General features: G+C 63.1%; 19 protein-coding genes. 6 read left to right on the top strand and 13 right to left on the bottom strand.

Translation table 11 applies throughout. The features are described 5' to 3' along the window. Nucleotides 1–8: 8 nt before the first annotated feature. From APH27_RS04090 to ttgA, 6 genes are all read right to left on the bottom strand, one after another. A complete protein-coding gene (locus APH27_RS04090; RefSeq protein WP_027917923.1) occupies nt 9–521 on the bottom strand; it encodes a DUF962 domain-containing protein in 513 nt (170 codons plus the stop codon). 194 nt (nt 522–715) lie between these two features. Then, complete coding sequence (locus APH27_RS04085; protein WP_060484053.1) at nt 716–1,639, bottom strand: LysR family transcriptional regulator; 924 nt, start codon at nt 1,637–1,639, stop codon at nt 716–718. A 192-nt stretch (nt 1,640–1,831) separates the two neighbouring features. Further along, on the bottom strand, nt 1,832–3,088 hold the full coding sequence (locus APH27_RS04080) for an OprD family porin (RefSeq protein ID WP_060484052.1): 1,257 nt from the start codon (nt 3,086–3,088) through the stop codon (nt 1,832–1,834). A 238-nt stretch (nt 3,089–3,326) separates the two neighbouring features. After that, nucleotides 3,327–4,781 (bottom strand): AdeC/AdeK/OprM family multidrug efflux complex outer membrane factor, encoded by a 1,455-nt coding sequence (locus tag APH27_RS04075; protein ID WP_060484051.1) that lies wholly within the window; start codon nt 4,779–4,781, stop codon nt 3,327–3,329. Continuing rightward, the gene (gene ttgB, locus APH27_RS04070; RefSeq protein WP_060484050.1) at nt 4,778–7,930 is read right to left on the bottom strand and encodes a multidrug efflux RND transporter permease subunit TtgB; all 3,153 of its coding nucleotides are present in this window, start codon (nt 7,928–7,930) and stop codon (nt 4,778–4,780) included. The genes APH27_RS04075 and ttgB overlap by 4 nt, the downstream gene beginning before the upstream one ends. A gap of 3 nt (nt 7,931–7,933) precedes the next feature. After that, nucleotides 7,934–9,088: a toluene efflux RND transporter periplasmic adaptor subunit TtgA gene (gene ttgA / locus APH27_RS04065; protein WP_027917918.1), complete on the bottom strand. Its 1,155-nt coding sequence runs from the start codon at nt 9,086–9,088 to the stop codon at nt 7,934–7,936. Nucleotides 9,089–9,343: 255 nt separating this feature from the next. Between ttgA and APH27_RS04060 the strand changes: the two genes are divergently transcribed. Then, complete coding sequence (locus APH27_RS04060; RefSeq protein ID WP_060484049.1) at nt 9,344–9,976, top strand: TetR family transcriptional regulator; 633 nt, start codon at nt 9,344–9,346, stop codon at nt 9,974–9,976. 95 nt (nt 9,977–10,071) lie between these two features. On the opposite strand, the gene APH27_RS04055 is transcribed toward APH27_RS04060, so the two are convergent. After that, nucleotides 10,072–11,523: an MDR family MFS transporter gene (locus APH27_RS04055; protein WP_060484048.1), complete on the bottom strand. Its 1,452-nt coding sequence runs from the start codon at nt 11,521–11,523 to the stop codon at nt 10,072–10,074. 351 nt (nt 11,524–11,874) lie between these two features. Here APH27_RS04055 and APH27_RS04050 point away from each other — a divergent pair, with 351 nt between their 5' ends. Then, nucleotides 11,875–12,744 carry an oxaloacetate decarboxylase gene (locus tag APH27_RS04050; RefSeq protein WP_027917915.1) on the top strand — a complete coding sequence of 290 codons (870 nt, stop codon included), beginning with the start codon at nt 11,875–11,877 and terminating at the stop codon, nt 12,742–12,744. 19 nt (nt 12,745–12,763) lie between these two features. Here APH27_RS04050 and APH27_RS26545 read toward each other — a convergent pair whose 3' ends face one another. Further along, nucleotides 12,764–12,937, bottom strand: a complete 174-nt coding sequence (locus APH27_RS26545; RefSeq protein WP_177326683.1) for a hypothetical protein — start codon at nt 12,935–12,937, stop codon at nt 12,764–12,766. A gap of 47 nt (nt 12,938–12,984) precedes the next feature. Next, nucleotides 12,985–13,893: a LysR family transcriptional regulator gene (locus APH27_RS04045; RefSeq protein ID WP_027917914.1), complete on the bottom strand. Its 909-nt coding sequence runs from the start codon at nt 13,891–13,893 to the stop codon at nt 12,985–12,987. 109 nt (nt 13,894–14,002) lie between these two features. On the opposite strand from APH27_RS04045, the gene APH27_RS04040 reads away from it, so the two are divergent. Further along, nucleotides 14,003–14,617 (top strand): NAD(P)-dependent oxidoreductase, encoded by a 615-nt coding sequence (locus APH27_RS04040; RefSeq protein ID WP_027917913.1) that lies wholly within the window; start codon nt 14,003–14,005, stop codon nt 14,615–14,617. Between the two features lie 43 nt (nt 14,618–14,660). Here APH27_RS04040 and APH27_RS04035 read toward each other — a convergent pair whose 3' ends face one another. Then, nucleotides 14,661–15,542, bottom strand: a complete 882-nt coding sequence (locus APH27_RS04035) for a LysR substrate-binding domain-containing protein (protein WP_060484047.1) — start codon at nt 15,540–15,542, stop codon at nt 14,661–14,663. A 129-nt stretch (nt 15,543–15,671) separates the two neighbouring features. Between APH27_RS04035 and APH27_RS04030 the strand changes: the two genes are divergently transcribed. Further along, entirely contained in the window at nt 15,672–17,309 is a 1,638-nt protein-coding gene (locus APH27_RS04030) for a 5-guanidino-2-oxopentanoate decarboxylase (RefSeq protein ID WP_027917911.1), read from the top strand. A gap of 2 nt (nt 17,310–17,311) precedes the next feature. Here the strand turns inward: APH27_RS04030 and APH27_RS04025 are convergent, their stop codons facing one another. Beyond that, nucleotides 17,312–18,232, bottom strand: a complete 921-nt coding sequence (locus tag APH27_RS04025; RefSeq protein ID WP_027917910.1) for an AraC family transcriptional regulator — start codon at nt 18,230–18,232, stop codon at nt 17,312–17,314. A 202-nt stretch (nt 18,233–18,434) separates the two neighbouring features. Between APH27_RS04025 and APH27_RS04020 the strand changes: the two genes are divergently transcribed. Then, nucleotides 18,435–18,728 carry a putative quinol monooxygenase gene (locus tag APH27_RS04020; protein ID WP_060484046.1) on the top strand — a complete coding sequence of 98 codons (294 nt, stop codon included), beginning with the start codon at nt 18,435–18,437 and terminating at the stop codon, nt 18,726–18,728. A gap of 12 nt (nt 18,729–18,740) precedes the next feature. Then, entirely contained in the window at nt 18,741–19,007 is a 267-nt protein-coding gene (locus APH27_RS04015; RefSeq protein ID WP_027917908.1) for a hypothetical protein, read from the top strand. Here the strand turns inward: APH27_RS04015 and APH27_RS04010 are convergent, their stop codons facing one another. Both APH27_RS04010 and APH27_RS04005 read right to left on the bottom strand, forming a co-directional pair. Continuing rightward, on the bottom strand, nt 19,008–19,613 hold the full coding sequence (locus APH27_RS04010) for a flavin reductase family protein (protein WP_027917907.1): 606 nt from the start codon (nt 19,611–19,613) through the stop codon (nt 19,008–19,010). Between the two features lie 101 nt (nt 19,614–19,714). After that, a complete protein-coding gene (locus APH27_RS04005; RefSeq protein ID WP_060484045.1) occupies nt 19,715–20,080 on the bottom strand; it encodes a hypothetical protein in 366 nt (121 codons plus the stop codon). Nucleotides 20,081–20,115 lie beyond the last annotated feature (35 nt).

Below are 20,115 nucleotides of genomic sequence, written 5' to 3'. Positions count from 1 at the left end.
GGCCGCTCCTACAATGCGCGAACGGCCACAGGGCCGGCATTGGCTTCCACAGCCCGCTTCAACTCAGGGCACAGGCCCAGCATGAACGCCGCTTCAGCGACCACGAACAGCGGGCCGATGATCAGCCCGCTGATGTCGTCGACGAACGCCGGCTTGCGGCCCTCGTAATGATGCCCGACGAACTGGATGATCCAGCCCACCACGAACGCACCCAGCCCGGCGCTGAGCCACAGGCTGGTCGACTGCGTGGCCAGTGCCTGGCCAATCCACAGGCACAACCCCAGCAGCAGGCCCATGACCAGGCCGAAGCGCAGGTCCAGGCGCAGGTAGAACCGCACTGCAGCGGCTGCGGCGAGCAGGGCGGGGGATAGCCAGATGCCGGCCACGTCCCAGCCAGGGCGCGACAGCAGCACAGTGACGGCCACCACGATCAGCGGAATACCGACAAAGTGGGTGGCGATGTTGCGTGGGTCGCGGTGGTAGTTGGCGTATTGGCTCAGGTGTTCGACGAGGTTTTTCATTGTTGTTCCTCCCTGGTGTGCCTGGTCGGGGTGTGCTGCCTGTCCCGGCCCTTTCGCGGGTAAACCCGCTCCCACAGGTACAGCGCCTGTCTCAAGAGCAGCGGTGATCCTGTGGGAGCGGGTTTACCCGCGAAAGGGCCGGGACAGGCTACCGATATAGCTGAGGATAGCCCGCAGCGACCACCATCATCAGTTCAGCGAATGGCAGCAGCGCGCATTGGCGCATCCAGCGCCACCAAGGTCTCGATCATCGCCCGTGCCGCCGGGGACAGCCGGTAACCGCTGCGGCTGACCACACCACACCTCACGCTCAGGACTTCCAGCGCCGGCGGCAGGTTGCGCCAGTGCAGGCGCACCAGGCGCCCGGCGGCGAGATCGTCAGCCACGGCTTCTTCGCTGGCAGTGCCCACGGCATCGCTGGCCAGCACCACACTGCGCAACACCGCCAGGTGCTCGGTCTGCAGGTGCGGGATGAAATCGCTGCGCCCGCTGAGGTTGGCCAGCCGCTTGCGCACACCGGGGGCGAGCAGGGCACTGGCCAGGGGGTAGGTGAACAGGTCGTTGGTCGACAGGCTGTCCTTGGCCAGCAGCGGGTGGCCGGGGCGACAGAAGAACAGCCCGGGGCGCGGGGTGAGCGGTTCGGTATGGAAGTTGGGGTCCGCTTCGAACGGGCGGATGTCGTCGACGAAGAACTCGATCTGCTCCCGACGCAAGGCCTGGCCCAGTCGTTCGGCGTTGTCCACCAAGAGCGCCGTGCGGATGCCTGGGTGGCTGGCGATGAAATGCTGCAGTGCTTGTGGCACCAGGCGCACGGCCAGGGCTGGTCCGCTGCCGAAATGCAGTTCGCCAGCGTCGAGCTTGGTCATCTGCAGCACTTCGTTGCTCAGTTGGTTGGCACCCTGTACCAGGCGTCGGGCATGTTGCAGTACCACCTGGCCCTCGGGGGTGGGGGGCAGGGCTTTGCTGGCGCGGTCGACCAAGGGGCAGCCGAAGGTTTGCTCGAGGCCCTGGATGGCCCGGCTGAAGGCAGGTTGAGTGATGCCCATGGCTTCGGCGGCGCGGACGAAACTGCGGTATTCGGTAAGGGCGATGAAGTAGCGCAGTTGGCGAAGGTCCATGTCGAGGCTCTGCGGCGGAAACAGGGCTCGATTTAAGCTGTTACTTCATATGTCGTCAAAGAAGGTTTGTGGATGTGTTTATTTCTTTTGGTTATTTAACAAGGCATCTGGCCTCTTCGCGGCTAAAGCCGCTCCTACAGGTGTGCCGGAGAGCCTGTAGGAGCGGCTTTAGCCGCGAAGAGGCCAGTCAATTTAGAGGAGATTCAGTGGGTAGCTCACGATCAACCGGTTTTCATCAAAAGCGTTGGTGCTGAAATCCCGGCGCATCGTGGAATTGCGCCACTTCACCGACAGGTCCTTGAAGGTGCCCGACTGGATCACATAGGCCAGCTCGCTCTCCCGCGCCCATTCCTTGCCGTCGGTCACGCCGCCGGCGGTGACATTGTCGCCCTTGATGTAGCGGTTCATCAGGGTCAGACCGGGGATGCCGACGGTGACGAAGTTGAAGTCGTGGCGTACCTGCCAGGAGCGCTCCTTGGCATTGTCGAAGCTTGAGTTGTAGCTGTCGTTGGCCAGGGTGCCGCCGCTGGTGCCGTTGACCCGCAGCCACGCGTTGTCACCGCTGACCTTCTGCAGGCCGACGTAGAAGGTGTTGCCCTTGTAGCGCGCCGACAGCATTGCCGAAGCCGTGCGGTTGTCCAGTTGGCCTGCGCGTTCCGCGCCATCTTCCTTGCCCCAGAAGTAGCCCAGGTTGGCGCCCAGGGTCCATTCGCCCAGCGGCTGGCTGTGCATCAGGTTCAGGTATTGCTGGCGGTAGATGTCCTTGAGCTGGGCGTCCCACAGGCCGATCATGGTGCGCTTGTCGTTGAAGGTGTATTCACCGCCGCCGAAATTGAAGCGGTCTGAAGTGAAGGCCGCGCGGCCGTTTAGCGACATGTCTTCCATGCTGGCATCGTTGCGCGGGCTGTTGCCGCGGAACTGGCCGGCGTACAGGGTCAGCCCTTCGATTTCCTTCGAAGTGACCTGGCCACCACGGAAGGTCTGCGGCAGCGAGCGGCCGTCGTCCGAGCGCAAAATAGGCAGTACCGGCATCCATTCGCCGACTTTCAGTTCGGTCTCGGACAGCTTGGCTTTCAATGCCACACCCAGGCGGCCAAAGTCGTCAGCCGGGCGGCCGTCGTCATGCACCGGTAGTAACTGGGTGTTGGTGGTGCCTTTACCGCCATCGAGCTTGACCGAATACAGGCCCAGCACGTCCACGCCGAAGCCGACGGTCCCTTGGGTGAAACCGGAGCGGGCATCGAGGATGAAGCTCTGGGTCCATTCTTCGCCCTTGCCCTGCGGGTAGGCCGGGTCGACAAAGTTGCGGTTGATATAGAAGTTGCGCAGGTTGAGGCTGGCCTTGGCGTCCTCCATGAACCCGCCATTGTCGGCGGCGCATACAGGCAGGGCGCAGGAAATGGCCAACAGGCCGGGCAGCAGCTGGCGTGCGGGTTGCGAAGTGCTCATCTGTCGTGGATCTCTTGTTTTTATGGGCGAGCCGCTGCTCGGCAGGATGCGGCCTGCTGGCGCGGGTCTTTTGATCAACTTGTGCAGCGTTGCGTGGGAGATGGTGCGGGGCCGGGGGAGGGTGAGGCAATTCGCCGCAAACGGTATTGGGCGATAATCGAACGCTATGTTCCGGTTGGTTAATTTTGCCTAACAAAAAGCCCAGCGCGAGGCTGGGCTTGATGTTGTTGCCGATTAATCAGCTTTTCGGTGTGTCTACCGAGGCTTGCTGATTGGCTTGGCCAGTCTGCTCGTACCAGCCACCGCCGAGCGCCTTGTACAGGTTGACCTCGCTGGTCAGCTGCGAGAGGCGGTCGGTGATCAGCGACTGCTGCGACGAGTACAGGTTGCGCTGGGCATCGAGGAAGGTCAGGTTGCTGTCGATACCGATGCGGTAGCGGCGCTCGGCCAGGCGGTAGTAGTCCTTGTTCGCCTGCACAAGGTCGCGTTGCGCTTGCAGCTGCTCTTCGAAGGTCTTGCGCGCCGCGAGGCCATCGGAGACTTCCTGGAAGGCGGTCTGGATGGTCTTTTCGTACTTGGCGACGTTGATGTCCTTCTGGATCTTCGAGTAGTCCAGGCTGGCCTTCAGGCTGCCGGCGTTGAAAATCGGCAGGTTGATCTGCGGCTGGAACAGCCAGGTGCCCTGGCCGCCCGCGAACAGGTGACCCATGTCGGGGCTCAGGCTGCCGGCATTGGCGGTCAGGCTGATGCTCGGGAAGAACGCTGCACGGGCCGCGCCGATGTTGGCGTTGGCGGCCTTGAGCAGGTGCTCGGCTTCCTGGATGTCCGGGCGCCGCTGAAGGACATCGGACGGCAGGCCGGCTGGCACTTCGGCCAGCTGGTCGGCATTGAGCTCCAGCGGCTTGGCCAGGTCGGCCGGAATGCCGGTGCCCAGCAGCACGGTCAGGCTGTTGACGTCCTGGGCGAGCAGGCGCTGGTACTGCGAGTACTTGACCCGTGCACCTTCCACGGCGGTACGCGACTGGCTGACGTCGAGCGCTGAAGCCACACCGACTTCATTGCTGCGGCGGGTCAGGTTGTAGCTTTCCTCGTAGGTCTTGAGCGTCTCTTCAGTCAGCTTGAACAGGGCTTGGTCGGCCTGCCAGGTGTAGTAGGCGTTCGCCACGCTGGCCACCAGGGCGATCTGCGTGGAGCGGCGCGCCTGCTCGCTGGACAGGTAGGTTTCCAGGGCCTGCTCGGTCAGGCTGCGTACGCGGCCGAACAGGTCCAGTTCATAGGCACTGACGCCCAGGGTGGCCGAATACTGGCTGGTGATGCCTGACTCGCCGGTTTGCGACATGTTCGCTGGCACGCGCTGGCGGCTGCCGCTGCCGGTGGCCGAAACTGCCGGGAACAGGTCGGCACGCTGGATGCGGTACTGGGCACGGTAGGCGTCGATGTTCAACGCTGCCACACGCAGGTCGCGGTTGTTGACCAGCGAGGTCTGGATCAGCTGCTGCAGTGCCGGGTCGTGGAAGAACTGGCGCCAGCCCTGTTCGGCAGCGGCGACGTCGGCCGACTGGGTGGGCGAGTACGCAGGGCCTTGCGGCCACTGCGCAGCCACCGGCGATTCCGGGGTCTGGTAGTCAGGGATCAGCGAGCAGCCGCCGAGAATGAAAGCGGTTACCGCCAGGGACAACAAAGACTTGGTCATTGCCCAGCCTCATAACGTGGAGTTTCAGGGGAGTCGTGTTTTTCCGGCTCTTTGCTGCCGAACAGCGACGACACTGCGACGAAGAATAGCGGTACCCAGAAGATTGCCAGGATGGTTGCACTGATCATGCCGCCGATCACGCCGGTGCCGATGGCGTGCTGGCTGCCCGCGCCGGCGCCGCTGGCGATGGTCAACGGTACCACGCCGAGGATGAACGCCAGCGAGGTCATGATGATCGGGCGCAGACGCATGCGGCACGCTTCGATGGCCGAGTCATAAAGGCTGCGGCCCTGCTCGTGCAGTTCCTTGGCGAATTCGACGATCAGGATCGCGTTCTTCGCCGCCAGGCCGATGGTGGTCAACAGGCCGACCAGGAAGTACACGTCGTTGGACAACCCGCGCAGGCTGGTGGCGATCAGCGCACCGATGATACCCAGTGGGACTACCAGTACGACGGCGATCGGGATCGACCAGCTCTCGTACAAGGCTGCCAGGCAGAGGAACACGAACAGTACGGAGAGGGCGAACAGCGCCGGCATTTGCGAGCCGGAGAGTTTTTCCTCGTAGGACATGCCGGTCCAGGAGAAGCCGACACCGCTTGGCAGTTCGCCGGCGATACGCTCGACTTCGGCCATGGCCTCACCGGTACTGTAGCCCGGCGCTGGCGCACCCAGGATTTCCATCGCCTCGACGCCGTTGTAGCGCGACAGTTTCGGCGAGCCGTAGGTCCATTCGCCCTTGGCGAAGGAGGAGAACGGCACCATCTCGCCCGCGCCGTTGCGCACGTACCACTTCTGCAGGTCTTCCGGGCTCATCCGCGAGTTGGGTTCACCCTGGATGTACACCTTCTTGACCCGGCCACGGTCGATGAAGTCGTTGACGTAGCTGGCACCCAAAGCAATCGACAGGGTGTTGTTGATGTCGGCGATGGTCACGCCCAGGGCGCTGGCACGTTCGTCATCAATGGTCAGCTGGTATTGCGGTTCATCGTTCAGGCCGTTCGGGCGCACGGCGCTGAGGATCTTGCTCTGCGCGGCCTTGGCCAGGAACTGGTTGCGTGCTTCCATCAGCTTGGCGTGGCCGACACCGCCGCGGTCCTGCAGGAACACGTCGAAGCCGGTGGCGTTACCCAGTTCGAGTACCGCAGGCGGGGCAAAGGCGAACACCATCGCGTCACGGAACGTGAAGAAGTGCTGCTGGGCACGCTGGGCCAGGGCGAACACGCTGTTTTCCTTGGCGCGTTGATCCCAGGGCTTGAGCATGATGAACGCCATGCCCGAACTCTGCCCGCGACCGGCGAAGTTGAAACCGTTGACGGTGAACACCGACGCTACGGTGTCGGATTCTTCCTTGAGCAGGTACTCACGCATCTGGTCGACCACCACCTGGGTGCGCTCGGCACTGGAACCGGCCGGCGTTTGTACCTGGGCGAACAGTACACCCTGGTCTTCTTCAGGCAGGAACGCAGTCGGGATGCGGGCGAACAGCCAGATCATGCCGACCACGATCAGCGCATAGGCCAACAGGAATGGAACCTTGTTGCGCAGGATTGCGCCAACGCTACGCTCGTAACCATTGACGCTGCGGTCGAAGTTGCGGTTGAACCAGCCGAAGAAGCCACCTTTGGCGGTGTGGTGCTCACCTTTCTTCAGCGGCTTGAGCATGGTTGCACACAGGGCCGGGGTGAAGATCAGCGCCACCAGTACCGAAAGGCCCATGGCCGAAACGATGGTGATGGAGAACTGCCGATAGATCACGCCGGTGGAACCACCAAAGAACGCCATGGGCAGCAGTACCGCCGACAGCACCAGGGCGATACCCACCAGGGCACCCTGGATCTGTTCCATCGAGCGCTTGGTCGCCTCTTTGGGCGGCAGGCCCTCTTCGGACATCACCCGCTCGACGTTCTCCACCACGACGATGGCGTCGTCCACCAGCAAGCCGATGGCCAGGACCATGGCGAACATGGTCAGGGTGTTGATGCTGAAGCCCGCAGCGGCAAGGATACCGAAGGTACCCAGCAACACCACCGGGACGGTCATGGTGGTGATGATGGTGGCGCGGAAGTTCTGCAGGAACAGGTACATCACCAGGAACACCAGGACCACGGCTTCGATCAAGGTGTGGATCACACCGCTGATCGATTCGGTGACCACCGGGGTGGTGTCATACGGGAATACCGCTTTCACCCCGGGCGGGAAGAACGGTTCCAGGTCGGAAATGGTCTTGCGCAGGGCCTTGGCAGTGTCCAGGGCGTTGGCACCAGTGGCCAGTTTTACCGCAAGGCCGGAAGCCGGCTTGCCGTTGAACTGGGCGCTCACCGCGTAGTTTTCGCCGCCCAGGCCGACCTGGGCAACATCACCCAGACGCACCTGCGAACCGTCGGTGTTGACCTTGAGCAGGATCTTCTCGAACTGCTCGGCGGTCTGCAGACGGGTCTTGCCGATGATGGTGGCGTTCAGCTGGGTGCCAGGCATGGCGGGCAGGCCGCCGAGCTGGCCGGAGGACACCTGCACGTTCTGCGCGGCAACGGCGGTCTTGACGTCGACCGGGGTCAGCTGGAATTTGTTCAGCTTGGCCGGATCGAGCCAGATACGCATGGCGTACTGCGCACCGAACACCTGGAAGTCACCCACACCGGCAGTCCGCGAAATCGGGTCCTGCATGTTCGAGACGATGTAGTTGGCCAGGTCGTCCTTGGTCATGCTGCCGTCTTCGGACACCAGGCCGATCACCAGCAGGAAGTTCTTCACGGCCTTGGTGACGCGGATACCTTGCTGCTGCACTTCCTGCGGCAGCAGCGGGGTGGCCAGGTTCAGCTTGTTCTGCACCTGGACCTGGGCGGTGTCAGGGTTGGTGCCCTGCTCGAAGGTAGCGGTAATGGTCATGCTGCCGTCGGAGTTACTTTCCGACGACACATAACGCAGGTTGTCGATACCGTTGAGCTGCTGCTCGATGACCTGCACCACGGTGTCCTGCACGGTCTGCGCCGAGGCGCCCGGGTAGGTCACGGCGATGGCGATGGCCGGCGGCGCGATGCTCGGGTACTGGTTGATCGGCAGCTTCAGGATCGACAAGGCGCCGACCAGCATGATCACCAAGGCAATCACCCAGGCGAAGATCGGGCGATCGATAAAGAACTTCGACATGGTTTACTCCGCTTTGGCGTCTGCTTTGGCCGCGTTGGCCTGATCAGGGCTGCCTGGCTTCTTGACGTTGGTGGCGTCGCTGACCTTGACCTCGACCCCAGGGCGTACGTACTGCAGGCCTTCGGTGATCAGGCGGTCGCCCGGGTTCAAGCCTTCCTCGATCAGCCAGTCGCTGCCCAGGGTACGGCTGGCCTTGAGCTGGCGCAGTTCGACCTTGTTCTCCTGGTTGACCACCAGCGCGGTGGGCGCGCCCTTGAGGTCGCGGGTCACGCCTTGTTGCGGCGCCAGGATGGCATTGGCGTTGACCCCGGCCTTGAGCCGCGCATGCACGAACATGCCAGGCAGCAGGGTGTGATCGGGGTTGGGGAAGAGCGCGCGCAGGGTCACGGAGCCGGTGGTTTCGTCGACCGACACTTCGGAGAACTCCAGGCGCCCGTCCTGCTTGAACAGGCTGCCGTCTTCCAGCACCAGCTGCACCGAAGCGGCGTTGTCGCCGGCCTTCTGCAACTGGCCGCTTTCCAGGTCACGGCGCAGCTTGAGCAGCTCGGCAGTGGACTGGGTGACGTCGACGTAGATCGGGTCGAGCTGCTGGATGGTGGCCATGGCGTTGGTCTGGCCATTGCTCACCAGGGCGCCTTCGGTAAACGAGGAGCGGCCAATACGGCCGCTGATCGGGGCCAGGACCTTGGTGTAACGCAAATCGATTTGCGCGCTTTTCAGCGAAGCTTCGGCCTGCAATCGTTTGGCACTGGCGTCGTCGTATTCCTGTTTCGAGACCGCCTGTTCGTTGACCAGCTGCTTGTAGCGCTCGGCCAGCGACTTGGTCGCCTGCAGGTTGGCCTGGGCGTTGGCCAGGGTGGCTTCGTACACGGCTGGGTCGATCTGGTACAGCTGCTGGCCTTCCTTGACCTCGCTGCCTTCCTTGAACAGGCGCTTGAGGATGATGCCATTGACCTGCGGGCGCACTTCGGCGACGCGGAAGGCGCTGGTGCGCCCTGGCAGTTCCGAGGTCAGGGTGAAGGATTGCGGCTGAATGGTCACGACGCCGACCTGAGGAGCCTGCGCTGCGGGCGCGGCTTCTTCTTTCTTACAGCCACTTAGCAGGGTTGCCAGGGCGACGGCGGAAACCAGAGCGGTAACGGCTGGCTTGAATTGCATGAGGATCCTCGGGTCGCAAGAGCAGGGAGACGCTCAAGAGTAATGGAAGAGTCTTGTCAGAAAAAAACTATCCGGTGGATAAATAGCTTACTAACGAATATACTTACATTCACGGTTGTTTGTAAATACCGCTGGGTAGTACTTGGCTACTACCACAGCCCTTGATTAGCCCATCCGGGAGGCACCCTGCAGAGGTGACCCCGGCGATTCTCCCCGGCTGCGCAGCGCAGCGGGCCCAGATGAGGTTGCACTGCCATGGTCCGTCGAACCAAAGAAGAAGCCCAGGAGACTCGCGCCCAGATCATCGAGGCCGCGGAAAAGGCCTTCTACAAGCGCGGGGTTGCGCGAACCACACTGGCTGACATCGCCGAGCTGGCGGGCGTTACCCGGGGGGCCATCTACTGGCACTTCAGCAACAAGGCGGAACTGGTGCAGGCCCTGCTCGACAGCTTGCATGAAACCCATGACCACCTGGCGCGGGCCAGTGAAAGCGAAGACGAACTGGACCCGCTCGGCTGCATGCGCAAGCTTTTGCTGCAGGTGCTCAACGAGCTGGTGCTGGACGCCCGTACCCGGCGTATCAATGAAATCCTGCATCACAAGTGCGAGTTCACCGATGACATGTGTGAAATTCGCCAGCAGCGCCAAGGTGCGGTGCTGGATTGCCATGTGGGCATCAAGCTGGCCTTCGCCAATGCCGTGCGCCGCGGCCAGCTACCTGCGGATTTGGATATAGACCGAGCGGCCGTGGCTCTGTTCGCCTATGTCGATGGCCTGATCGGGCGCTGGTTGCTGCTGCCGGACAGTTTCGATCTGCTGCGCGATGCTGAAAAATGGGTCGACACAGGGCTGGATATGCTGCGCTTGAGCCCAGCGCTACGCAAATGACACTTTGTTAAGGATTGTGAGGAAGTGTTTTCCTTGTGTATTAAGCGAGCATTAATACCTTTCGGCAATCGAGCTTAGTGGAAGCTCCACAGCGTTCAACGGCCGCGCAGTTGCCGGTCTGGCAATGCCAGGGCCGCCAACAGCCCCAGCAGCGCAATCCCCGCACTGCCCAGCAGCAAGAGGCGGAACGTTTCCATGAGCCGCATCTGCGTGGCTGGGTCTGCCTCGCCAGCCTTGAGGCTTCCCAACAGCGGGTTGCCCAGCAACTCGAAACCACCCTGTTGCAGCAGCGCCAGCAGCAGGCTGGACATGCATGCCACACCCATGGCCCCACCTAGCGAGCGGAACAGGTTGGTGGTGCTGGTGGCCACGCCGATGTCCTTGCTTTCCACTGCGCTCTGCGTACCCACCAGCGAGGTCGGGAACTGCAGGCCACAGGCGATACCCGTCAGCAGCATGAACACGGCACTGAGCAAACCTGACTGCGGTGGGGTGATGGCCATGGCGAAGATCGCCACGGGCATCAGTACGGCGCCTGCCAGAATCTGTGGTTTGAAGCGCCCGGTGAGGCTGGTCATGCGCCCGCCGGTGAAGGCGCCGATGGGCAGGCCCATGGCCAGCGGCAGCAGGTGCAGCGCGGCGCTGTCGGCACCGGCGCCCGTGATGCCCTGGTAGCGCAGGGGCATCAACATGGTCAGTGAGATCGACTGGAAGCTGGCGAAGAAGATCACCCCCCAGCACAGCACGGCAACCCGGTTGCCAAACAGGCCCATGGGTAGCAGCGGTTCCTGGCAGCGCCGCTCATGGCCGACGAACAAGCTCAGGCCAAGCAATGCGCAGGCGAACAGTGCCAGCACGGCGGTAGAGCGCCACGCATGGCCCTGGCCGACCAGGGTAATGCCCAGCAGCAAACTGCCCAGGCCGAGGATCATCAGTATCGCGCCGAGGTAATCGACCCGGGCCTGGCGACGTTGCACCGGCATGCCGGCCAAGGCGCGGCGGATCGCCCACAGTGCAACCAGGCCCAGCGGCAGGTTGATCCAGAATACCCAACGCCAGGACAGGTACTCGGTCAGCCAGCCGCCGAGCACTGGCCCGGCCACGCTGGCCACGGCGTACATGCTGCTGAAGTAGCCCTGGTAACGGCCACGTTCGCGCGGCGGTACGAAGTCGCCGATGATTGCCTGGCTCACCGACACCATGCCGCCGGCACCGATACCTTGCAGCACGCGCGCCATGACCAGTTGCTGCATGTCCTGGGCCATGGCACAGGCGATCGAGGCCAGGGTGAACAGGCTGATGCCGGTGAGGATCATGCGCCGGCGGCCATACAGGTCGCCAAGCTTGCCGTAGATCGGCACCGCCACGGTCATCGCCACCATGTAGCCGGAAATCACCCAGGCCAGCAGGCCGACGTCGTTGAACTGGGCCGAGATGGCCGGCAGGGAAACCGCGACGATGGTCTGGTCGAGGGCGCCAAGGAAGATCGCCAGCATCAGGGCGGTCAACACGTTGCGCAGGACGGTCGGGGGCAGGGCGGCGGTCACGGGGGTACCTTGTCTGGGAGGTGACGCGAATAGCGCAATTGTAACCCGAGTTAGGTAGCTTCCTATGTACTATCTGCATCGCCTATGCAAGATCGGCATTGGCGCATTCATTCAGAGCTGCATGGCCGCGTGATATCGTGAGTCTGCCACAGAGGCTGAAAGCCGCGGCCTGCACCAGCTTGGTGCAGCATTTTGCCGCAGGCCTGTACGCCGCTGTCTCCCACACCTTTTATTCCTCTGCCTGCATGTCGAGCATGACCGCCCAGATGGCGACGGTTGGAACAGGTCAGGTAGACCCGATTCAGGGGTCGGTAGCACCGTTCAATTTCTACCTATATAAGCGGAGTGATCATGCCCAAGGCTTCCCATCAAGATCTGCGTTTTGCCTTCCGCGAGCTGCTCGCTTCAGGTTCCTGCTATCACACCGCCTCCGTGTTTGACCCGATGTCGGCACGCATCGCTGCCGACCTGGGCTTCGAAGTCGGCATCCTCGGCGGTTCGGTGGCTTCGTTGCAGGTGCTGGCCGCACCCGACTTCGCCCTGATCACCTTGAGTGAGTTCGTCGAGCAGGCCACCCGAATTGGCCGCGTGGCGCAACTGCCGGTACTCGCCGATGCCGACCACGGTTATGGCAACGCACTCAACGTCATGCGCACGGTCATCGAACTGGAGCGCGCCGGCGTGGCTGCACTGACCATCGAGGACACGCTGTTGCCCGCCCAGTTCGGGCGCAAGTCCACCGACCTGATCTCGGTGGAGGAGGGCGTGGGCAAGATCCGCGCGGCCCTGGAAGCGCGCGTCGACTCGTCGCTGTCGATCATCGCCCGGACCAACGCCGGCGTACTCACCACCGAGGAAATCATCGTTCGCACCCAGAGCTACCAGAAGGCCGGTGCCGACGGTATCTGCATGGTCGGGGTGAAGGATTTCGAGCAGCTGGAGCAGATTGCCGAGCACCTGACCGTGCCGCTGATGCTGGTGACCTACGCCAACCCGAACCTGCGTGACGATGAACGCCTCGCTCGGCTGGGCGTGCGTATCGTGGTCGATGGCCATGCCGCCTACTTTGCCGCGATCAAGGCCACCTATGACTGCCTGCGCCTGCAGCGCGGCCAGCAGAACAAGTCCGAGAACCTCAGCGCCACCGAACTCTCGCACACCTATACCCAGCCAGAGGACTACATCCGCTGGGCCAAGGAGTACATGAGCGTCGAGGAGTGATCGGCGCGGCGCCGCTTCACTAACGAACGGCGCTCAAGGTTGCGGTGTGGGGCACGCAGTGTTCCTGCTCGCAACGGTTGGCCGCACTGGGCTGGCTGCGAAGCAGCTCGGCGCGCCAGCAGGCCGAGCCGTACAGCGCCGCGACCGCGGTCAGGGCCATGACCATGGCGACTCTTCTGGACGTAATGCCCATGGTGCTCACCTCCTGTTAATCGCGACAGGTGACACCTCTAAGCATAGTCAATACAGATCGCGGTCCCACTCCGGTTCGTCCTTGAACCGCTGCACCAGAAAATCCAGCATGCTGCGCAAGGTCGCCGGCATATGCTTGCGCGAGGTGTATACCGCGTTCAGGTTCAGCGCCCGTGGCCGCGCCTCAGGCAGCAGGCGCAGCAGGGCGCCACTGCGCAGGGCCGTGGCTGCCTGGTAGGTCGGCAACATGGCGATGCCGGCGCCTGCCAGCGTTGCATTCTGCAGTGTCATGACCTCGTTGGCGCTGATGTTGCCTCGCACCGGCACGGCGATCTGCTGGCCGTCTACCTCGAAATGCCAAAGGCTGTGGCCGAAATAGGCATGGGTCAGGCAGTTGTGCTGGCTCAGTTCCTCGACCCGTTGCGGTGTGCCGTGCTCGCGCAGGTAGGCGGGCGTTGCGCAGATCACCGAGCGGCACACGGTCAGGCGCCTGGCGATCAGGTTCGGGTCCAGATCGTTGCTGGTGCGGATCGCAAGGTCGATGCGCTCATCTACCAGGTTGACCGTGCGATCGAGCATCTGCAGTTCAACGTTCACGCCTGGGTAGCGCCGTACATAATCGGCTACCGCACTCACCAGCTGCGCTTGGCCAAACGACGTACTGACACTGATGCGCAGGGCACCCTTTGGCGCATCTTCCGGTTGCTGCACGGCGGCCTGCAGGTCGCCGGCCAAGTCCAGCAACTGGCGGCAGCGGGGCAGGGTTTCCTGGCCGGCGGCTGTCAGGCTCAGCTTGCGTGTGGTGCGCTGCATCAACCGTGCACCGACCCAGTCCTCCAGTTCAGCCAGGTAACGCGATACTACAGGCCGCGACAGTTGCAGGTGGTCTGCCGCTGCAGACTGGCTGCCCAGGTCGACGACGGTGACGAAAACGCGCATGGCGTTGAGACGGTCCATGATTTGCCCGATTTCAGAAACAAACTATGTCTGAGCATCGCATTTTTTGTCATGGATCGGGCAACTAAGCTGTTGTGCATTCGTTGTTCAACTGCTGGAGAATCTACCCATGAGCAAGATCGCAATCATTGGTGCCACCGGCCGTGCCGGCAGCCAGTTGCTGGAAGAAGCCCTGCGCCGCGGGCACAGTGTCGTGGCCATCGCCCGCGACCCCTCGAAGCTTCAGGGGCGCGATGGTGTCACCACCCAAGCGCTGGATGCCAAGGACAGTGCGGCCCTGCAGCAGGCGCTTGCAGGTGTCGACGCGGTATTGAGTGCAGCGCATTTCTCGACCATCGAACCCCACGCCGTCATCGAGCCTGTCAAGCGTGCCGGGGTCAAGCGCCTGCTGGTAGTGGGCGGTGCGGGCAGCCTGCTGCTGCCTTCCGGGCATCGCGTGATCGACAGCCCGGACTTCCCCGAAGCCTACAAGGCTGAGGCCACTGCGGGTGTGCGTTTTCTCGACGTGCTGCGTCAGGAGCCGACGCTGGACTGGACCTTCCTGTCGCCGTCGGCGGAGTTTGTCGAAGGTGAGCGCAGCGGGCACTACACGCTGGGCAAGGACCACCTGCTGATCGGTGCGGATGGCAAAAGCTGGATCACCTTTGCCGACTTTGCCATTGCCATGCTTGATGAACTTGAGAAACCAGCGCATTCGCGGCAGCGTTTCACCGTCGGTTACTGAGCCGCCTGCGCTTTTCTGTAGGAGCGCCCCGGCAAGGCCGCTCCTACCTTCGAGAATTGGCGCGATCTTCAAGCCAATCCAGCAACTCCACCAGCCCCGGCGGCAGGCTCTTGGCCTGGCTCACCAGGTAATACCCTTTGCCGGTTTGCACCTTCAGTGCAAATGGCATGCACAGCCGCCCACCGCGCAAGTCATCAGCGATCAACGCCCAATCACCAATCGCCACCCCGGTTCCCTGGGAGGCCATTGCCATCGCCATGTCCAGGGTTTCGAAATGCTGCTTTGGCCCTTGTGCCTCCAGTACTACGCCTGCTGCTTGAAGCCACAGTCGCCAGTCATGCTCATCCCGTGACGGGTGCAACAGCATATGGCGCGCCAGGTCCTGGAGCTGTTGCAGCGCAACCGGCCCATTCAACAGCGAAGGCGCGCACACCGGCGTCAGCTGCTCGTCGAACAGCTTGCGCACCCGCAGCCCATGGTTGGGCACATCGCCATAGACGACGGCGGCATCGAACCCTTCACGGCGAAAGTCCACCCCATGCTGCACTGTGGTGGTCAGCTCTACTGGCACATCGGGCCGCAGCGCCTGCCACTCCATCAGCCGCGGCAGCAGCCAGCGCATCACGCAGGTCGGTGCCTTGAGCTGCAAGGTGGCGCTGCGCCCGCCCACTTCGCGCACGCCTTGTTCGATAAGGCCGAAGATCTGCTGTACCCGTGGCAGCCAGTCCTGGCCCTCGCGGGTCAGGCTCAGGCCGCGGGCCTGGCGCTGGAACAAGGCGTAGCCCAGGTGCTCTTCGAGCCCGGCGATCTGCCGGCTCACGGCACCCTGCGTGATGTGTAGCTGCTGCCCGGCGCGGGTGAAATTGCAGTGCTGCGCGGTGACCAGAAATGTGTGCAGCGCGGGCAGGGGCGGTAGGCGTTTCATTGTGCTGAGCCATGATTACAGGACATGGCTAGTATGTGTTTTTTTGCATTGTGGCGGTAGCGGTGCCTTGGGTCCAATGGGGGCAGATTCCAACACGTTTCTCTCAAACAAAATCCTAGGTGAAACCCGATGGCAACCTGCGGCGAAGTGCTGGTCAAACTCCTTGAAGGCTATGGCGTGGACCATGTCTTCGGCATTCCCGGCGTACATACCGTGGAGCTCTACCGTGGCCTGGCGGGCTCGTCGATCCGCCACATCACCCCGCGCCACGAGCAGGGCGCCGGGTTCATGGCTGATGGCTATGCGCGTACCCGGGGCAAGCCAGGCGTGTGCTTCATCATCACCGGCCCGGGGATGACCAACATCACCACCGCCATGGGCCAGGCCTATGCCGATTCGATCCCGATGCTGGTGATCTCCAGCGTGCAGTCGCGCGACCAACTGGGTGGTGGCCGCGGCAAGCTGCACGAGCTGCCCAACCAGGCTGCGCTGGTGTCGGGCGTGGCGGCGTTCTCGCAGACGCTGATGAGCGCTGATGACCTGCCACAGGTGCTGGCGCGCGCCTTTGCCGTGTTTGACGGCGCCCGCCCGCGCCCGGTGCATATCGAGATCCCGTTGGATGTGCTGGTCGAGCCTGCCGACCACCTGCTGCCTGGCCGCCCTGTGCGCAGTGCCCGCGCGGGCGCCGCACCCCAGGCAGTGGCCGCCATGGCCGAGCGCCTGGCCAAGGCCCGTCGGCCACTGATGCTGGCCGGTGGTGGTGCGCTGGCTGCGGGGGCGCCGCTGGCGCTGCTGGCCGAGCATTTGCAGGCACCGGTGGCACTGACTATCAATGCCAAAGGCCTGCTGCCGGCCAGCCACCCTTTGCAGATCGGTTCGACCCAATCGTTGGTTGCCACCCGTGAGCTGGTAGAAGAGGCCGACGTGGTGCTGGCGATAGGCACCGAACTGGCCGAGACCGACTATGACGTGACCTTCAAGGGTGGCTTCAAGATCCCGGGCAGCTTGCTGCGCATCGACATCGACCCGGACCAGACCGTGCGCAACTATCTGCCGGAGCTGGCGCTGGTGGCTGATGCCGAGCTTGCCGCCCAGGCCGTGCTCGAGGCTTTGCGGCAGCTGCCAACACCGGTGCCTGCCGAGGGTTGGGGCGTTGCCCGCGCGCAGCGTTTGCGCGAGTCGTTGGCGGCGAGTTGGGACCAGCCGACGCTGAGCCAGACCCGCTTGCTGACAGGCATCCTGGAGCGGTTGCCCAATGCCATCCTGGTCGGTGATTCGACGCAGCCGGTGTACACCGGCAACCTGACCCTGGACATGCAGGCGCCACGCCGTTGGTTCAACGCTTCAACCGGTTACGGCACCTTGGGTTATGCGTTGCCCGCAGCGATGGGCGCCTGGTTGGGCTGCGCCGAAAACACCAGCGAGCGAGTACCTGCGGTCTGCCTGATTGGCGATGGTGGCATGCAGTTCACCCTGCCGGAACTGGCCAGCGCGGTTGAGGCCCAGGTGCCGCTGATCGTATTGCTGTGGAATAACCAAGGCTACGAGGAGATCAAGAAGTACATGGTCAACCGGGCCATCGAGCCGGTCGGCGTGGATATTCATACCCCGGACTTCATCGGCGTGGCGCGGGCGTTGGGCGCCGATGCCGAGCATGTGGCCGATGTCGAGCAACTGCAGGCTGCGCTGGGAAGGGCGGTGGAGCGCAAGGGGCCGACGCTGATCCAGGTTGACCAGAACCAGTGGCAGGCAGCAGTCGCGGGCTGATTTCAACCCGCGCTGGCGCGCAACCTCGCCACATCCCGAATCGGCGGAGCACCATACAGCCGGCTGTACTCGCGGCTGAACTGCGACGGGCTTTCGTATCCCACCCGATAGCCCGCCACCGCCGCTTCCAGGCCATCGTTGAGCATCAGCCGCCGCGCCTCCTGCAGGCGCAGTTGTTTCTGGTACTGCAGCGGGCTCATGGACGTCACGGCCTTGAAGCGGTGATGCAAGGTCGAGGTGCTGAGGTTGACCTCGCGGGCCAGGTCTTCGATGCGCAGCGGTTGCTGGAAGTTCTGGTTGAGCCAGGTGATGGCCTGGCACACCCGATGGGTCTGGCTATTGGCCAGGGCGATTTCGTACAGGCGATAGCCCTGCGGCCCACGCAGCAGGCGGTACAGAATCTCGCGACGAATCAGCGGCGCCAGCATGCCGATGTCGCGCGGTGAATCCAGCAAGCGGACCAGCCTCAGCAGCGCGTCGAGCAGCTGCGGATCGGTGCGCTCCACATACAGGCCGCGGCCAGAGGGCAGGTTGGGCACCAGCATTGGCCCGCTCTCTGCGATCAGTTGGCTGATTTCGGCGGGGTCGAGGTCCATGCGGATGCCCAGGCTTGGGTTCTGCGGGCTGGCGTCCAGCTTCACGCCACTCAGTGGCAAGGTCACCGATACCACCATGTAGTGCAACGGGTCGTACGCGTATTGCTCGTCGCCGAGGAAGAGGCTTTTGCTGCCTTGCGCCAAGATGCACAAAGCAGGTTGGGCCAGGGTCGGTACCGAACGAACGTTCTCGGTGTAGCGCACCAGATACAGGTCGTCGATGGCCGAGGCTGGGCCATAAGGCTCACCGGCGTGCTTGCGAATCAGCTCGGCCAGTTCCTGGCGTTGCACTTCCAGAGTCGGGTCGATGGACGGGGCGGTAGTCATGATGGCTTTCCTCTGCTGACCGACGCAGCATAGGTTTGGGCAATGGCGGGCGCTAGTCGAAAGCTGCACGTCGATTGCCTGATCCTGCACCGCTGCAGGATCAGGCAATCGGTGAGCAGTAATGGCCTAACGCGCCTCGCGCGCCAGCCCCTAACCTTGGCAGCCTGGTTTTTCCGCCCGCCTGCTTCAAGGAGATCGTGCAATGACCCTACGACAACCGGTCACCCATCTGGCTTTCATCCGTGCCAGCAGTGGTCGTTCCGCAGAGCTCGGCGCCCGCCTGCGCGACCTGCTGGAGCCGTCCTTGCGCTCCCCGGGCTGCCTCAGCTTCACCGTGCAGCGCTCCCAGGCCGACGCTGACCTGTGGCTGCTTAGCGGCAGCTGGCAGGATCAGCAGGCAATGAGTGGCTACTTCGCTTCGCCCACGCTCAATCTGTTCGGCGAGCTGGTTCAGGCGCAGGTCGTCAGCAGCCTCGACTTGCATACCTTCGATTGAAACACGGTTAGAATGCCGCCCCTCGATCAACAGGCGGATGGCAACATGGCACGTAGAGTATTCCCGCACTTCGAAGCGGTTTCGGCGATGGTCCCGGTGGAAGGCGGTGGCTATAACGCCGCGATCGCGGTCAAGGCCCTGGGCATGGGCGGTGCACCGCGCTTTCACAAGGTACTCGACGAGCAGGTGTTCAAAAGCGCCATGGCGGCCGACGAGGCCGCGTGCGCCGAGCTCGCTCGCCTGCAGGGCGTGGGCGAGGAAGGCGAACTGATCTGGTGATCAGGCCTGTGGGCGAGCCATCTTGAACAGGTTGCCCAACTCGAAGTAATCCGCCGGGCCACCGCCACGCAAGATCGGTTCGGCGGCAGCGGTATCGTAGATACCGTTCTTGAGCAGGTGCTCGGCAATGTGCACCGCCACCACTTCACCCAGAATCAGCCAGCTCGGTACCAATGCCTGGTCGGCGCGCTTGAGCTGGACGATCTGGCTCACCTTGCACTCGAAAGCTACCGGCGTTTCGCCCACGCGTGGCACCTTGACGATAGACGATGGCACCGCAGTCAGGCCGCTCAGTTCGAACTCGTTGACATCGGCGGCAACGGCCGCGCAGCTCTGGTTCATCTGCTCGGCCAGCGGGCGGGTAGCCAGGTTCCAGACGAATTCGCCGGTCTGCTCGATGTTGTTCAGGCTGTCTTTGCGCCCGACGCTGCAGAAACCGATGATCGGTGGAATGTAATTGAAGGCGTTGAAGAAGCTGTACGGCGCGAGGTTAAGCTGGCCGTCCTGGCTCTGCGAGGAGATCCAGCCGATCGGGCGAGGGCCGACGATTGCGTTGAACGGGTCGTGGGGCAGGCCGTGGCCTTTGGCGGGTTCGTAGTAGTACATCTGCCAGCATCCTGGGAACGAAGTGCCTAGTGTGCCAAGCCTTTGTCCGCCTGGGAATGATCAAGCCCGGCCGAGGCCGGGCTGGTAGCACGCAACAGGGATCAGCTGATGCGGTGGGCGTTGGTGCGGTCGAAGCCATCTTCGGCGAAGCGTTGTGCGCCAGTGTGGTCGAAGCCATCTTCGGCGAAGCGTTGGCCGCCAGTGCGGTCGAAGCCGTCTTCGGCGAAGCGTTGGCCGCCAGTGCGGTCGAAGCCGTCTTCGGCGAAGCGTTGGGCGCCAGTGTGGTCGAAACCGTCTTCAGCGAAGCGTTGTGCGCCAGTGTGATCGAAACCGTCTTCGGCATAGCGGGCCGATTGAGCCTGGGCGGCGGTGAAGGTGTGGGCGTTGGTACGGTCGAAACCATCTTCGGCGAATGCGCCAGCGGCAAAAACCGACAGGGCCAGGGTGAGGATCAGTTTGCTTTTCATGGTCGTTGCTCCTTTGGGTGCGAGAGGTTGTTTGT

Origin of the sequence: Pseudomonas sp. NBRC 111123 (assembly GCF_001320205.1) — a bacterium.
Taxonomy (GTDB): domain Bacteria; phylum Pseudomonadota; class Gammaproteobacteria; order Pseudomonadales; family Pseudomonadaceae; genus Aquipseudomonas; species Aquipseudomonas putida_J.
Note: the sequence above shows the minus strand (reverse complement) of the source record. Positions and strands in the feature narration are given on the sequence as shown.

Coding starts and splice junctions, on each gene's coding strand:
- APH27_RS04090 (WP_027917923.1), bottom strand. CDS start 521: ATGAAAAACCTCGTCGAACACCTGAGCCAATACGCCAACTACCACCGC.
- APH27_RS04085 (WP_060484053.1), bottom strand. CDS start 1,639: ATGGACCTTCGCCAACTGCGCTACTTCATCGCCCTTACCGAATACCGC.
- APH27_RS04080 (WP_060484052.1), bottom strand. CDS start 3,088: ATGAGCACTTCGCAACCCGCACGCCAGCTGCTGCCCGGCCTGTTGGCC.
- APH27_RS04075 (WP_060484051.1), bottom strand. CDS start 4,781: ATGACCAAGTCTTTGTTGTCCCTGGCGGTAACCGCTTTCATTCTCGGC.
- ttgB (WP_060484050.1), bottom strand. CDS start 7,930: ATGTCGAAGTTCTTTATCGATCGCCCGATCTTCGCCTGGGTGATTGCC.
- ttgA (WP_027917918.1), bottom strand. CDS start 9,088: ATGCAATTCAAGCCAGCCGTTACCGCTCTGGTTTCCGCCGTCGCCCTG.
- APH27_RS04060 (WP_060484049.1), top strand. CDS start 9,344: ATGGTCCGTCGAACCAAAGAAGAAGCCCAGGAGACTCGCGCCCAGATC.
- APH27_RS04050 (WP_027917915.1), top strand. CDS start 11,875: ATGCCCAAGGCTTCCCATCAAGATCTGCGTTTTGCCTTCCGCGAGCTG.
- APH27_RS26545 (WP_177326683.1), bottom strand. CDS start 12,937: ATGGGCATTACGTCCAGAAGAGTCGCCATGGTCATGGCCCTGACCGCG.
- APH27_RS04045 (WP_027917914.1), bottom strand. CDS start 13,893: ATGGACCGTCTCAACGCCATGCGCGTTTTCGTCACCGTCGTCGACCTG.
- APH27_RS04040 (WP_027917913.1), top strand. CDS start 14,003: ATGAGCAAGATCGCAATCATTGGTGCCACCGGCCGTGCCGGCAGCCAG.
- APH27_RS04035 (WP_060484047.1), bottom strand. CDS start 15,542: ATGAAACGCCTACCGCCCCTGCCCGCGCTGCACACATTTCTGGTCACC.
- APH27_RS04030 (WP_027917911.1), top strand. CDS start 15,672: ATGGCAACCTGCGGCGAAGTGCTGGTCAAACTCCTTGAAGGCTATGGC.
- APH27_RS04025 (WP_027917910.1), bottom strand. CDS start 18,232: ATGACTACCGCCCCGTCCATCGACCCGACTCTGGAAGTGCAACGCCAG.
- APH27_RS04020 (WP_060484046.1), top strand. CDS start 18,435: ATGACCCTACGACAACCGGTCACCCATCTGGCTTTCATCCGTGCCAGC.
- APH27_RS04015 (WP_027917908.1), top strand. CDS start 18,741: ATGCCGCCCCTCGATCAACAGGCGGATGGCAACATGGCACGTAGAGTA.
- APH27_RS04010 (WP_027917907.1), bottom strand. CDS start 19,613: ATGTACTACTACGAACCCGCCAAAGGCCACGGCCTGCCCCACGACCCG.
- APH27_RS04005 (WP_060484045.1), bottom strand. CDS start 20,080: ATGAAAAGCAAACTGATCCTCACCCTGGCCCTGTCGGTTTTTGCCGCT.